Raw genomic sequence first — 12,428 nt, forward strand, 5'->3', positions numbered from 1 at the left:
GCGGGAAAGTGAGCGTGGCGCAGGGCTGCCAGAGCGACGGCATAACGCTCTTTTCATGGCAGCATCACTTCAGACCAGAATTATCAGAGTCACACCATATGTTTCAGGGCCACGCTATTGCAGTGATTCAGGTTTTTTTTTACGCCCACCGGACAGCACTGCTCGCAGCCCATGGCGCCCGGGTAAAATTTACGCGCCTGCTGAATGGCGGCGTTCGGGGCATAAAAGGTGCCAAGAAAGCGCCGGGCAGGGTCGGCTGGCAGGAACGGGCAGCCTTTTGCGTGCACCACATGATTGTCGTTATAACCGGCATGTTTATCGACATAATAAAAAAGCGCCATTAACCACCTCATTGCTGTAAAAAAAAACGTCTTACTATTATTGGAATAGAAAAGATTATAACGATGAATTGCAGTTTTGTTTCAGGTGGACCTGGAGAAAGGCGGTAAAAACGGAGCCGGGACGCTTCGCCCGGCTATAAAAGCGGATCAGAGACGGCGACGCAACAGCAGATAGCCGGTGAGCAGCGCCAGAAGTAATAGCAGCGTAATAAACAGCGTGACGCCCGGCCAGCCGTAACGATGCCAGAACAGGCCGCCGGCCGTACCGGCCAGACTGGATCCCGCATAGTAGCTGAACAGATAAAGCGAAGAGGCCTGGCCTCTGGCGCGCCGGGCGCGCGTGCCCACCCAGCCGCTGGCCACGGCGTGTGCGGCAAAAAAACCGGCGGTAAAGAGCATCATACCAGGAATGATTATCCATAAGGCGGATGCCAGCGTCAGCAGCAGCCCGGCCAGCATAATGGCGATAGCGCTCAGCATGACCGGCCCGCGCCCAAAGCGGCTGGTCATGGCCCCTGCTTTGGGGGAACTCCAGGAGCCGGTGAGATAAACCAGCGACAGTAATCCCACTACCGCCTGGCTGAGAGCCCACGGTGCTCCCAGCAGCCGGTAGCCAATATAGTTAAACAGGGTGACAAACGCGCCCATCAGCAGAAACGCTTCTGCAAACAGCAGCGGCAGCCCGCCGTCGCGCCAGTGCAGGCGGAAGTTGATCATCAGATGACGCGGACGGAGCGAGGCGGGGCGAAAGTGACGTGAAGCGGGCAGGATTTTCCAGAACATCAGTGCCGCCGCCAGCGAGCAGCAACCCACGACACCAATGGCGATACGCCATGAATAAAAATCGGTGATGACCCCGGTGAGCAGGCGCCCGCTCATGCCGCCAATAGAGTTACCGCTGATATAGAGCCCCATAGAAAAAGCCACCACCCGGGGGTGCATCTCTTCACTGAGGTAAGTCATACCGACGGCGGCCACGCCGCTGAGCGACAGGCCGATCAGCGCACGCATCAGCAGAATGGCGTGCCAGCTGTGCATCATGGCCGATAACAGCGTACATAATGCCCCCAGCATCAGCGCCGTCACCATTACCGGCTTACGGCCGATAGCGTCTGAGAGCGGACCGGTAAACAGCAGACCCAGCGCCATTAAACCGGTAGAGAGCGACAGCGAAATACTGCTTTGTGCCGGCGTGATGCCGAATTGCTGAGACAGAACCGGCAGAATAGGCTGAACACAATAGAGCAGCGCAAAGGTGGCCAGGCCGGCAGAAAACAGCGCCAGCGTCACCGGCAGGAACTGCGGTGATTCACGCCCGATGCGGGAGGTGGCGGCGCCGGCAGTGAAATCGGGATTGTCACGCACGAACAGCGAGGTAAGGCGGCTCACAGGGTGTCCTTGTTCAGAGAGAATACCTTACTGTAAGAAGCGGTGAATGAGATGTACAATATATTAATCATCTCAACTGATATGTTAAAAATATGAATATTGAGCTGCGTCACCTGCGTTATTTTATCGCTGTTGCTGAAGAGCTGCATTTTGGCCGCGCGGCACGACGGCTCAATATTTCTCAGCCACCGCTCAGCCAGCAGATCCAGCAGCTGGAGCAGAGCATTCAGGCCCGTCTGCTGGTGCGCACCAATCGCAGCGTACAGCTGACGCCCGCCGGTGCCGCTTTCCTGCAGGATGCGCGCGCTATTCTGCTGCAGGTGAACCAGAGTGCGGACCGGGCTGCACGCATCCATCAGGGCCAGCAGGGCGAGCTGCGCATCGGTTTTACCTCATCCGCGCCTTTTACCGGGCTGGTTTCAGACGCGCTGTTTCGTTTTCGCCAGCGCTGGCCGGAAGTGCATATTCATATGCAGGAGTACAACACCCGCCAGCAGCTGACGCCGCTGCTTGATGGCCAGCTCGATCTCGGTGTGATGCGTAATACGCCGCTGCCGGCAGATCTGCATTACCAGCTGCTGCTGCGCGAGCCATTGTATGCCGTGATGCACCGCGATCATGCGCTGGCGAAACACCGCAGTCTCTCCGTTCGCGCCCTGGCCGGGGAGCCGTTTATTTTCTTTGACGCGCAAAGCGGTACGGCGCTCTATGGTGACATTCTGGCGCTGCTGCATCGCTATCACGTCAGTCCGGTTGTTACGCAGGAGGCCGGTGAGGCGATGACAATTCTGGGCCTGGTCGCAACCGGGCTGGGGATCTCTGTCTTGCCCGCCGCTTTTGCCCGGGCCCGTCTGGCCGATCTGGTCTGGATCCCGCTGGAGGAGCATGATGCGCGCTCGGAAGTCTGGCTGGTCTGGCCGGCGCTGCGGGAACCCTCCGCGCAGATGCGCAATATGCAGGCGCTGATGCTGGAAAACGCTGAAATCTGACGCAATGCCGGCAGACTGGTTATGGCAATCTGTGCGACCAGTCACATTTTCAGCCAAATAGTTAACGCTCTCCGGCAAAGTACCTCACCATAGCGAATGTTTATTTAGAAGCGCGAAAATATCCGGGAGCAGGGTGTGAATCGGGAGAGTCAGCCGGGTCATATTGACCACATCAAACAGACTAATGCAGGCGTAGTCTATCGTCTGATTGACCAGTATGGGCCGATATCACGTATTGAACTCTCGAAGCGGGCGCAGCTGGCTCCCGCCAGCATCACCAAAATTGTACGTGAAATGCTGGATGCGCATCTGGTACAGGAAACGGAGTTTCAGGAGCCAGGCAGTCGCGGCCGCCCGGCGATCGGCCTCGTACTGGATACGCTGGCGTGGCACTACCTGGCGATACGCATCCAGCCCGGCGTGGTGACGCTGACGCTGCGCGATTTAAGCAGCCGTGCGCTGGAAGAGGATCGTCTGCCGCTGCCCGTGGTCTCTGACGTGCCGCTGCTGCAGACGCTGCAGACGCTGGTGGATGCGTTCTTTATCCGTCATCAGCAGCGGCTGGAGCGTCTGACGGCTATCGCTATCACTGCCCCTGGTCTGATTAATGCGGCTTCCGGCGTGGTCCATCGCATGCCGGGCTATGACGTACAGGATATGCCGCTTGGTGAAACGCTGGCGCAGCGCTCCGGCCTGCCGGTGTTTGTGCAGCATGACATTTCAGCGTGGACGCTGGCAGAGGCGCTGTTTGGCGCGTCGCGCGGCGCGCAGGATGTCATTCAGATTGTGATTGATGAGACCGTAGGCGCAGGCGTTATCAGCGGCGGTCAGCTGCTGCACAAAAGCGGTCGGGCGCTGGTAGAGATAGGGCATACGCAGATCGATCCGTGGGGCCAGCAGTGCTACTGCGGCAACCACGGCTGTCTGGAGACGGTAGCCAGCACCGCCAGCCTGCTGCAGCTGGTCCGGCAGCGACTCGCTCTGCAGTCTGACAGCCCGCTGCATCAGCAGCCGCTGACGCTGGAAAACCTCTGCCGTGCTGCGCAGCAGGGAGACCGGCTGGCACATGATGCGATTGCCGGCGTCGGCCATCACGTCGGACGCATGCTGGCGATGATGGTGAATATTTTCAACCCGCAAAAAATTCTTATCGGTTCACCACTCAATCAGGCCGCAGATGTCCTTTTTCCTGCCGTAAGCAGCACTATCCGCCAGCAGGCGCTGCCCGCTTACAGCCGCGATCTTGAGCTGGTGCCTGCGTTAATGGACGATCCCGGTACGCTGGGAGCTGCAGCGCTCATCAAAGATGCTCTTTATAACGGTCATCTGCTGATCAAACTGCTGCAGGGATAACTGCAGCTCACCTTAAGTTTGCGCTAACGCAAACTGCCTGCTGCGTCAATTATCTACACTGCCTTCTTCGCAGGCTACCCATGCTGCTTACTGGAAGGAGTGGAACAGGTGAACACGTTATTTGTCACGGCTACGGATACCGGAGCAGGAAAAACGGTCGTTGCATGCGCGCTGCTGCAATCGCTGGCGCAGGCAAACATCTGCGCCGCAGGTTTTAAACCTGTGGCAAAAGAGGCGCGCGCCACGCCGGAAGGATTGCGTAACCGCGATGCAGAACTGCTGCAGCAGGCGTCAGGGCTGACGCTGAGCTATCCGGCTGTTAATCCGGTTATACTGACGGAAAATGAGGCGGGCGCGGGCACCCTACAGCCCGTCGACTACGCGTTGCTTGACCGGCGTCTGGCAGAGCTGCAGGCGCAGGCCGGATATGTGATCGTTGAGGGCACAGGCGGCTGGCGCAGCCTGATGAACGATCGGCAGCCACTCGCCGGCTGGGTACAGCAACAGCAGCTGCCGGTCGTGCTGGTCGTAGGGATCAAAACGGGGTGCATCAATCATGCGCTGCTGACGGCGGAGGCGATTGTGCATGACGGGCTGACGCTGGCAGGCTGGGTCGCAAACCGTATTAATCCAGGCCTTGCCCATTACGCTGAGATTGTCAGCGTGCTGAGCGACCGGCTCAAGGCGCCGCTACTGGGAGAGCTGCCTTATCTCCCGCGCGCTGAACAGCGCGATCTGACCCGTTATATCAATCCCGGCGCGTTAATCGGGCCGTCGGTGCACTCAGCCAGTGCACACAGCGCCGCCGTATAAAACAACATGCGTATCCAGCTCTGCAGACTCTCCCTGCTGCGTCTGCTTCTGCCGGCAAATTTGCAGCGGGCAGAAGGGCGGAACAGGGCGCGTGCGCCGGTTCAGGCGCACGCCACGTCAGGGATTAAGGCGGCGGCGGGTCCGGCCTGAACTAAGATAGTCCGCGATATAATCCTGTGAGATTTCGCCGCTGTAGCGGCCATTCTCATCGACAATCGGCATCCAGACGGTGTTGTGCTCATACAGTTTTGACAGCACCACGCGCAGGTTCTCTTCAGCTTTGCCGGTGACGCGAAAGTGGTGCAGCCTCTCCCCGCAGTGGCCGGCGGCACCGCGCGCCTCGCGACGCTTCACAAAACCAAGCGGCCTGTCATCCTCATCGACCACGGTGACTGAACGCATATCGTTGTCATCCATGGTGGTAAATGCCTCCATAAGCGGCGTGCTGCGGCGTACGGTAATGGCAGGCTGCTGGTCGGTGACGTCGCCTGCCTGTACCAGCAGCAGGCGTTTAAGGGTGCGATCCTGACCGACAAAGGATCCGACAAAGTCGTTTGCGGGTTTTGCCAGCAGCTCATCCGGGCTGGCGCACTGCACGATTTTTCCCTGACCAAATACCGCAATGCGATCGCCGAGCTTTAACGCTTCATCGATATCGTGGCTGACCAGCATGACCGTTTTTTTCAGCTGGCGCTGCATCTCAAGAAACTCATTCTGGATCGCTTCGCGATTTATCGGGTCGACGGCGCCAAAAGGCTCATCCATCAGCAGCACCGGTGGATCGGCAGCCAGTGCCCGGATAACGCCAATGCGCTGCTGCTGACCGCCGGACATTTCACGCGGGTAGCGATGTAAAAACTTAGTCGGGTCCAGCGCCACCATGCTCATCAGTTCCGTGGCTCTTTCGCGGCAGCGCTTTTTATCCCAGCCCAGCATGCGGGGCACCACCGTAATATTCTCCTCAATCGTCATGTTCGGGAACAAACCAATCTGCTGGATCACATAGCCAATATTACGCCGCAGCGTCACCGTGTCCTGACCGCTGGTATCCTCTCCGTTGATATAAATCCGGCCACCGCTGGCCGGTATCAGGCGGTTGATCATCTTCAGCGTGGTGGTTTTGCCACAGCCGGAAGGGCCCAGCAGCACGCACATTTCGCCTGCCGGTACATGCAGGCTGACGTTATCTACCGCATTAAAGGCCGTGCCATTTTTCTGCGTAAAAGTTTTCGTCAGGTTTTCCAGTTTAATCATTCGCGAATCCCCTTTGGGGTCAGGGCCAGCTGCAGCCGGTGCAGCAGCCAGTCAAGAAAGATAGCCAGCAGGCAGATCATCAGCGCGCCGGCAATCAGCATGCGCACATCGCTACCGCCGATGCCATCCAGCAGCTGCAATCCGAGACCACCCGCACCGATAACGGCGGCGATCGCCATGACGCCAACGTTCATGACCACCGCCGTACGGATACCGCCAAAAATCACCGGCAGCGCCATCGGGATCTCTACCCAGCGCAGCCGCTGCCAGAAGGTCATACCGATACCGCGTCCCGCTTCGCGCAGCCCGGAGGGCAGATTTTCCAGCGCCGTGTGGGTATTACGCACAATAGGCAGCAGCGAATAGAGAAACACAGCCGTAATCGCAGGCAGGGCGCCGATGCCCTGGCCGATCAGTGAAAACAGCGGGATCATTAGCCCGAACAGCGCGATGGTAGGGATAGTCAGCACAATAGTGGCAATGCCCAGCACCGGCGTCGCCAGCCATTTAACGCGTACAATCAAAATGCCCAGCGGCACGCCAGCGAGGATGGCAAAGCCAACCGCCACCAGCACCAGCCAGGTGTGCTGCCACGTCAGGCCCAGCAGCATCTGCCAGTTGTCAGTGATGTAATACAGGGTATCCATGGTGTCTCCTTACAGCATGTTGCGGGACTGGAGAAAATCGCGGGCAACCTGAGCGGGTGACTGATGGTCGATATCCACTCGCTTATTCATTTCTGAGATGGCGTCATCAGTGATTAAGGCTGAAAGCTGATTCAGCGCTTTCTCCAGGCCCGGATGGGCAGCGAGCACCTCTTCACGCACCACGGGCGTGACGTTGTAACTGGGAAAGAAGTGCTTATCATCCTGTAATACCAGCAGGTCAAAGCCCTTCACCCGGCCATCGGTGGTGTAGATCAGACCAGCGTCCACAAACCCGTCACGCACTGCGTTATAGACCAGTCCGGGGTCCATCTGGCGAATTTGCGGACGATCCAGCGGTAGCTGATAAACTTTTTGCAACGGCTTCAGTCCATCGGAGCGGCCCGCAAATTCCAGATCCAGCCCCAGCCGCCAGTTATGCTCCGGATCGTTCCTGCGCACCTGTTCCATTTTGCTGACCAGCTGCGACAGGGTGGTAATACCCTCCTGCTCTGCGCGACGTCGCTGCATGGCGAAAGCATAGGTATTGTTCATGGGTGCCGGTTTAAGCCAGACCAGCCCCTGTTTTGCATCGAGCTTTTTCACTGTCGCCCACGCCTGCTCAGGGGACATGGGCTTACTGATATGGTTAAAAATAATGAGCGAGGTGCCGGTATATTCCCATGTCATATCAATCTGTTTATTGATCATGGCATTACGGCTGATGGTGGTGGCAATATTGGTCTTTGGGATGATCTTAAATCCGTTTTTCTGCAGCCATAAAACGGTCAGGGCAGACAAAATATGTTGTTCAGTAAAGCTTTTGGTGGAGAGCGTAACGGGCGCAGCAGCCATTGCTGACTGAGTCAGCAGCAGCGCAGTGCTCAGCGCCAGCACAGCATTGCGCAGCCAGCGGGAAAGCGGCCTGGTGAGGATCATCAAAACGTGCTCCATGGGTTAAGTTGCAGCGTGTGGCGAAAGAATGCGGCCCAGCGCGGCCAGCAGCATATCCAGGATCAGGGCTATCAGCGCGGTGGCGGCCGCGCCCAGAATCAGCGTCGGGAAATCGTTCAGATAAATTCCGGGGAAAATCAGTTCGCCGTAGCTGCTCGCGCCTATCAAAAAGGCCAGCGGCGCGGTGCCGACGTTAATCGCTGTGGCGATGCGCACCCCGGCCAATATCACCGGCAGCGCGTCCGGCAGCTCAACCTGGCGCAGCCGCTGCAGGCGGGTCATGCCAATGCCTTTTGCCGCTTCAATCAGCGCAGGGGGGACCGCGCACAGGCCGGCATAGGTATTGCGCACAATGGGCAGCAGCGAGGCGAGGAACAGGGCAATCAGCGCCGGCTGTTCACCGATGCCCACAACCACCATGGCCAGCGCCAGCACGGCCAGAGGCGGGAGGGTATTGCCTACGTTGAATATCTGCATAACATATTCAGCCCGGCGTCGTGCAAAAGGACGGCTCAGCACAATCCCGGAAGGGATCCCCACCAGCAGTGCGCAGAGCATGGACCAGAAAACCAGCCAGAGATGCTGCTGACCGAGATAAATCAGATCGGTCTGGCGGGCACGCAGCGTATCCGGACCGAGTCCCCAGACCAGCAGCGCGACGAGTACTAAAAGTGTGAGAAGAGCCAATCCGGTGCGCCGGATCAGCGATGCGTGAGGCATAACCGTTTTCTCCCTGAATAAATACAACAATCAGCTATGATTGCTCTGCTGAGCGGCAGGATAAGGGGCCGCGTTCGATAGCAAAATTTTATGGTTAAAAGGCAGATTGACCGCGCTAAAGCTGCGTAAATTCACATGTAATTAACCGTACGGCTAAAAATCTATAGCAATCTCTGATCGGCAAAGCCAGCATTTAGCGCAAAAAACAGCGGGCAGGGTGCGGGCAAAACGGCATGCAGCCCGCGCGGGATATGGGATGCTATGACAATAAAAAAAATTCATCGAAAAAGGTTACCCTGTCACATAAACGCTGGCTGGCGCATTGTGTGGCTGAACCAAAAGATTAACCGGTATAAGGAGCGTTATGTCAGAGCACGCTGAAGTTTTGCGCAGCCATCGTCCATGGATCCTGTTTGCCTGTATGCTGGCGATGTTTATGGCCGCGATTGAGGTCACTATTGTCGCCACGGCCATGCCCACGATAATTGCCGATCTTGGCGGCTTTGCGCAGTTTGGCTGGGTGTTTTCTATTTATCTGCTGACACAGGCGGTCAGCGTGCCGCTTTATGGGCGTTTAGCCGATATATGGGGACGTAAGCGGCTCTTTTTTGTCGGAGTGTCGCTGTTTTTGTTCGGCTCAGTGCTGTGCGGCTTTGCCCATACCATGACATGGCTCATTCTGTTTCGCGCGTTTCAGGGGCTGGGGGCAGGCGCAATCATGCCGCTGACCACCACTATTGTGGCGGATATCTATTCCCCGCGTGAACGCGCCACTGTGCAGGGCTGGCTCTCCAGCGTCTGGGGCGTGGCGGCGATTATCGGGCCGCTTAGCGGCGCGTGGCTGGTGCAGCATTTCAGCTGGGCGGTGATATTCTGGGTCAATGTACCGGTAGGCCTGATCTCAATGCTGCTGCTGGCGCGCTTCCTTCCCGCACGCCAGGCCTCTGTGTCAGGTGCGCTGAATATCACCGGCAGCTGCTGGCTGATGATCAGCGTCACCGCGCTGCTGGTGGCGCTGCTGCAGGCGGAAGCGCTCGGCTACTGGCTGCTGCTCTTCCTGCTGCTGGCAGGCGTGGCTGGCTGGCGTCTTAAACGGCACGAGCAGCAGACGGCGGCGCCGCTCTTCCCGCTCGCGCTGTGGCGCAGCCGCCTGATTGTGGCGGGCAATGCCGGTAACCTGATTATTGGTGCAACCATGATGGGTATCAGCGCGTTTCTGCCAACCTGGATCCAGGGGATCACCGGCGGCACGCCGCTGCAGGCGGGTAGTGCGCTGGCGATGATGTCAATCGGCTGGCCGATTGCCAGTACGCTGAGCGGTCGCCTGATGCTCGTAACCTCTTACCGCTTTACCGCTCAGCTCGGCGCACTGTTACTGATTGTCGGCAGCGCGTTGCTGCTGTTGCTCCATGCAGACAGCTCCGTACTGCAGGCGGGCTTCACGGCCTTTGTTATCGGCACCGGCATGGGCATGACCAGCACCACATTTCTGGTCTCCGTACAAAACCATGCGCAATATGAGATCCGCGGTATCTGCACTGCTTCCATTATGTTCAGCCGGATGCTGGGTTCGGCGCTGGGAACCGCACTGATGGGGGCGGTTTTAAATATCAACCTGGCGCAGCGGCTGCCGCAGGCGAACGATCCCATGCAAAAAATCATGTCGCCGGAGAGTCGTGAGGCGCTGCCGGTGGCAGAACTGCAGCTCTGGACAACTGAGATTGCAGCCTCGCTGCACTGGGTATTTATCGTGGCCTTGCTGATTGCGCTGCTGACGGTGTGGATCGCCTGGCTGATGCCGCGTCAGCGGCCGGAGACGGAATAACAGGTGAAAAACCGGGGCAGACGCTGCCCCGGTTGCGGTTACTGCGCTGACATATCCTGCGAGCTGCCGGCGCTGTCGGGCGCGCTGCCGTCTGCATCCCGCATATTCTTTTTATAAACAATTTTTTGCGTATCGTTTTCACAGTGGCCGACCACCTGACCACCCGCCTGATCGGCCTGATCGTTTGGCACGATGTCCAGCGTAAAATCTGACTCCGCCACGCCGTTGCTGACAATTTTTTTGCTGATATCGGCACGAACGCTGTCGCAGGAGGCCTGAGCCATCAGCGGCAGCGTCATAGCACCCAGCAGCAGTACCAGAGAACCCTTTTTCATCGCTAACTCCTTGTTGACTGTCTCTCTGAACACTATAGCAGCACAGCTGCGTTACGGCGCGACCGGGCGACCGGTCCGGCGATCAAGGCAGCGCAGGGTATTCTCTTCCCAGTAAGCGTTAACGTTATAGCTCTTGTCGCAGGCGTCGCGGGTATCAAACGCGCGGTCTGCTTTATCAAACTCTTTCTCTGTCCGGGTATTAATTTTGCTGCGCAGATTGCGGGTATCGTTCCACTGCTCTTTACTCTGGCGCGCGGCTTCGTTGCTGGCCGCACTGTTGCCATCTTCCACAATCAGGCGATCGGTGCGCGCGGTGGCAAGGGGAGCGGTCAACAGCACACTGGCCGACAGTAACGCCGTAAACAGAACAGAAGCATAATTTTTCATGGTGTTGTCCTTCAGTCAGACCCGGTCAGCCATAGGAGGCTGTCTCTGTAACAGCCCCTAGTATATCATCGCGCTTTTACTGCTCACCAGCGGTGTGCAGTTTGTTGAGGTAACAGAGAGCAGGGTTATGCTGATCCAGACCATACTATTGTTTTTTATTACGGCGGTTGCAGAGATCACTGGCTGTTTCCTGCCCTGGCTCTGGCTGCGTAAAGGAATGAGCGCATGGCTGCTGCTGCCTGCCACCGCCAGTCTGGCGCTGTTTGTCTGGCTGCTCACGCTGCATCCGGCAGCAAGCGGACGGGTATATGCGGCATACGGAGGCGTCTATGTGTTTACGGCTCTGATCTGGCTGCGGGTGGTAGATGGGGTACGCCTGAGCGCATGGGACTGGACTGGCGCGTTGATAGCGCTGTGCGGCATGCTGATTATGGTGACAGGCTGGGGAAAAGCCTGACAGCGTCACCCGGCAGAGACAAGTGACACTGTCACATAAAATCAGTGCGCTTTATGCACTTTCAGGCCGGCAGTGGTCTGGCTGACCGGCATGATCTCCAGCGTATTGATGTTCACATGCGCTGGCAGCGTGGTAACCCAGTAAACCGCTTCGGTAACATCTTCCGCGGTCAGTGCTGTCGTGCCTTCATACACGGCGCCGGCGCGATCTTCATCGCCTTTGAAGCGCACGTTAGAAAACTCCGTTCCGCCAACCAGGCCTGGCTCAATATCGGTCACACGCAGCGCGGTGCCGTGCAGATCGGTCCGCAGATTCAGGCTGAACTGACGCACAAATGCTTTGGTTGCGCCATAAACGTTGCCGCCCGCATAGGGCCAGCTGCCGGCAATTGAACCGATGTTCACGATATGTCCGACGTTGCGCTCTACCATGGCGGGCAGCAGCGCCCGGGTCATGTATACCAGGCCTTTTGTATTGGTATCGATCATGTTATCCCAGTCATCGATACTGGCTTTGTGAGCCGGCTCAGTGCCCAGCGCCAGGCCCGCGTTGTTGACCAGTACATCAATAGCGCGCCATTCAGCCGGAAGCGCAGCCACAATGTCATCGATCGCGGCACGATCGCGCACATCAAGCTGAACGGTATAGAGGTTTTCACCCAGCTCATCCTTCAGCGCCTGCAGTCGTTCAGCGCGCCGTCCGCTGGCGATCACTTTATGGCCTGTGGCAATGAAGCGGCGGGTGATACTTTCACCAAAACCCGCAGTAGCACCGGTAACAAAAATAATCATCTCACTGTTCCTTAACTGTTTTCAGGTAGTCCGCGTTAACCATATCACCATCACTTCCTGCCTGCTGAAAAAAAGCAGTCTGCCGCCAGTGTGCATTAACCGGGTGCAGGGCTGCACCGTGATGAGGCGTAACGGGACAGAGTAAGTCGTTGCGCCCGGCATCTGAACACGGTGCA

At 57.7% G+C, this 12,428-nt stretch carries 14 protein-coding genes; 5 read left to right on the forward strand and 9 right to left on the reverse strand.

The features are described 5' to 3' along the window. Positions 1–89: 89 nt before the first annotated feature. Positions 90–341, reverse strand: coding sequence for a hypothetical protein (locus tag B3041_RS08620; protein WP_065649335.1), 252 nt, complete (start codon positions 339–341; stop codon positions 90–92). Positions 342–488: 147 nt separating this feature from the next. Then, positions 489–1,730, reverse strand: coding sequence for an MFS transporter (locus B3041_RS08625; RefSeq protein WP_414692371.1), 1,242 nt, complete (start codon positions 1,728–1,730; stop codon positions 489–491). A 92-nt stretch (positions 1,731–1,822) separates the two neighbouring features. Between B3041_RS08625 and B3041_RS08630 the strand changes: the two genes are divergently transcribed. The 3 genes from B3041_RS08630 (at position 1,823) to bioD (ending at position 4,885) form a co-directional block, all read left to right on the forward strand. After that, positions 1,823–2,719, forward strand: a complete 897-nt coding sequence (locus B3041_RS08630; protein WP_065649337.1) for a LysR family transcriptional regulator — start codon at positions 1,823–1,825, stop codon at positions 2,717–2,719. A gap of 135 nt (positions 2,720–2,854) precedes the next feature. Beyond that, the gene (gene mlc / locus B3041_RS08635; RefSeq protein ID WP_065649338.1) at positions 2,855–4,072 is read left to right on the forward strand and encodes a sugar metabolism global transcriptional regulator Mlc; all 1,218 of its coding nucleotides are present in this window, start codon (positions 2,855–2,857) and stop codon (positions 4,070–4,072) included. 108 nt (positions 4,073–4,180) lie between these two features. Beyond that, positions 4,181–4,885, forward strand: coding sequence for a dethiobiotin synthase (gene bioD / locus B3041_RS08640; protein ID WP_292971430.1), 705 nt, complete (start codon positions 4,181–4,183; stop codon positions 4,883–4,885). Between the two features lie 117 nt (positions 4,886–5,002). On the opposite strand, the gene osmV is transcribed toward bioD, so the two are convergent. The 4 genes from osmV to B3041_RS08660 are packed head-to-tail and all read right to left on the reverse strand — an operon-like array spanning position 5,003 to position 8,457. After that, entirely contained in the window at positions 5,003–6,139 is a 1,137-nt protein-coding gene (osmV, locus tag B3041_RS08645) for an osmoprotectant ABC transporter ATP-binding protein OsmV (protein WP_065649340.1), read from the reverse strand. Continuing rightward, on the reverse strand, positions 6,136–6,786 hold the full coding sequence (gene osmW / locus B3041_RS08650; RefSeq protein WP_065649341.1) for an osmoprotectant ABC transporter permease OsmW: 651 nt from the start codon (positions 6,784–6,786) through the stop codon (positions 6,136–6,138). The genes osmV and osmW overlap by 4 nt, the downstream gene beginning before the upstream one ends. A gap of 9 nt (positions 6,787–6,795) precedes the next feature. After that, positions 6,796–7,722 carry a glycine betaine ABC transporter substrate-binding protein gene (locus B3041_RS08655; protein WP_414692379.1) on the reverse strand — a complete coding sequence of 309 codons (927 nt, stop codon included), beginning with the start codon at positions 7,720–7,722 and terminating at the stop codon, positions 6,796–6,798. Between the two features lie 18 nt (positions 7,723–7,740). Next, positions 7,741–8,457, reverse strand: a complete 717-nt coding sequence (locus tag B3041_RS08660) for an ABC transporter permease (protein ID WP_065649343.1) — start codon at positions 8,455–8,457, stop codon at positions 7,741–7,743. A gap of 364 nt (positions 8,458–8,821) precedes the next feature. Here B3041_RS08660 and B3041_RS08665 point away from each other — a divergent pair, with 364 nt between their 5' ends. Beyond that, positions 8,822–10,282, forward strand: a complete 1,461-nt coding sequence (locus B3041_RS08665) for an MDR family MFS transporter (RefSeq protein WP_292971433.1) — start codon at positions 8,822–8,824, stop codon at positions 10,280–10,282. Between the two features lie 38 nt (positions 10,283–10,320). Here B3041_RS08665 and B3041_RS08670 read toward each other — a convergent pair whose 3' ends face one another. Next, the gene (locus tag B3041_RS08670) at positions 10,321–10,617 is read right to left on the reverse strand and encodes a DUF1161 domain-containing protein (RefSeq protein ID WP_065649345.1); all 297 of its coding nucleotides are present in this window, start codon (positions 10,615–10,617) and stop codon (positions 10,321–10,323) included. Positions 10,618–10,668: 51 nt separating this feature from the next. Beyond that, entirely contained in the window at positions 10,669–11,004 is a 336-nt protein-coding gene (locus tag B3041_RS08675; protein ID WP_292971437.1) for a DUF1283 family protein, read from the reverse strand. A gap of 127 nt (positions 11,005–11,131) precedes the next feature. On the opposite strand from B3041_RS08675, the gene B3041_RS08680 reads away from it, so the two are divergent. Continuing rightward, positions 11,132–11,461 carry a YnfA family protein gene (locus tag B3041_RS08680; protein WP_292971439.1) on the forward strand — a complete coding sequence of 110 codons (330 nt, stop codon included), beginning with the start codon at positions 11,132–11,134 and terminating at the stop codon, positions 11,459–11,461. Positions 11,462–11,502: 41 nt separating this feature from the next. Here the strand turns inward: B3041_RS08680 and ydfG are convergent, their stop codons facing one another. Beyond that, on the reverse strand, positions 11,503–12,252 hold the full coding sequence (gene ydfG, locus B3041_RS08685; protein WP_292971441.1) for a bifunctional NADP-dependent 3-hydroxy acid dehydrogenase/3-hydroxypropionate dehydrogenase YdfG: 750 nt from the start codon (positions 12,250–12,252) through the stop codon (positions 11,503–11,505). Positions 12,253–12,428: the final 176 nt, after the last annotated feature.

Origin of the sequence: Pantoea sp. UBA4549 (assembly GCF_002387285.1) — a bacterium.
Taxonomy (GTDB): domain Bacteria; phylum Pseudomonadota; class Gammaproteobacteria; order Enterobacterales; family Enterobacteriaceae; genus Pantoea; species Pantoea borealis.

What these genes read in the sequence shown, in the direction of transcription:
- B3041_RS08620 (WP_065649335.1), bottom strand. Translation starts at nt 341, where the DNA reads ATGGCGCTTTTTTATTATGTCGATAAACATGCCGGTTATAACGACAAT.
- B3041_RS08630 (WP_065649337.1), top strand. Translation starts at nt 1,823, where the DNA reads ATGAATATTGAGCTGCGTCACCTGCGTTATTTTATCGCTGTTGCTGAA.
- osmV (WP_065649340.1), bottom strand. Translation starts at nt 6,139, where the DNA reads ATGATTAAACTGGAAAACCTGACGAAAACTTTTACGCAGAAAAATGGC.
- osmW (WP_065649341.1), bottom strand. Translation starts at nt 6,786, where the DNA reads ATGGATACCCTGTATTACATCACTGACAACTGGCAGATGCTGCTGGGC.
- B3041_RS08655 (WP_414692379.1), bottom strand. Translation starts at nt 7,722, where the DNA reads ATGATCCTCACCAGGCCGCTTTCCCGCTGGCTGCGCAATGCTGTGCTG.
- B3041_RS08660 (WP_065649343.1), bottom strand. Translation starts at nt 8,457, where the DNA reads ATGCCTCACGCATCGCTGATCCGGCGCACCGGATTGGCTCTTCTCACA.
- B3041_RS08665 (WP_292971433.1), top strand. Translation starts at nt 8,822, where the DNA reads ATGTCAGAGCACGCTGAAGTTTTGCGCAGCCATCGTCCATGGATCCTG.
- B3041_RS08670 (WP_065649345.1), bottom strand. Translation starts at nt 10,617, where the DNA reads ATGAAAAAGGGTTCTCTGGTACTGCTGCTGGGTGCTATGACGCTGCCG.
- B3041_RS08675 (WP_292971437.1), bottom strand. Translation starts at nt 11,004, where the DNA reads ATGAAAAATTATGCTTCTGTTCTGTTTACGGCGTTACTGTCGGCCAGT.
- B3041_RS08680 (WP_292971439.1), top strand. Translation starts at nt 11,132, where the DNA reads ATGCTGATCCAGACCATACTATTGTTTTTTATTACGGCGGTTGCAGAG.
- ydfG (WP_292971441.1), bottom strand. Translation starts at nt 12,252, where the DNA reads ATGATTATTTTTGTTACCGGTGCTACTGCGGGTTTTGGTGAAAGTATC.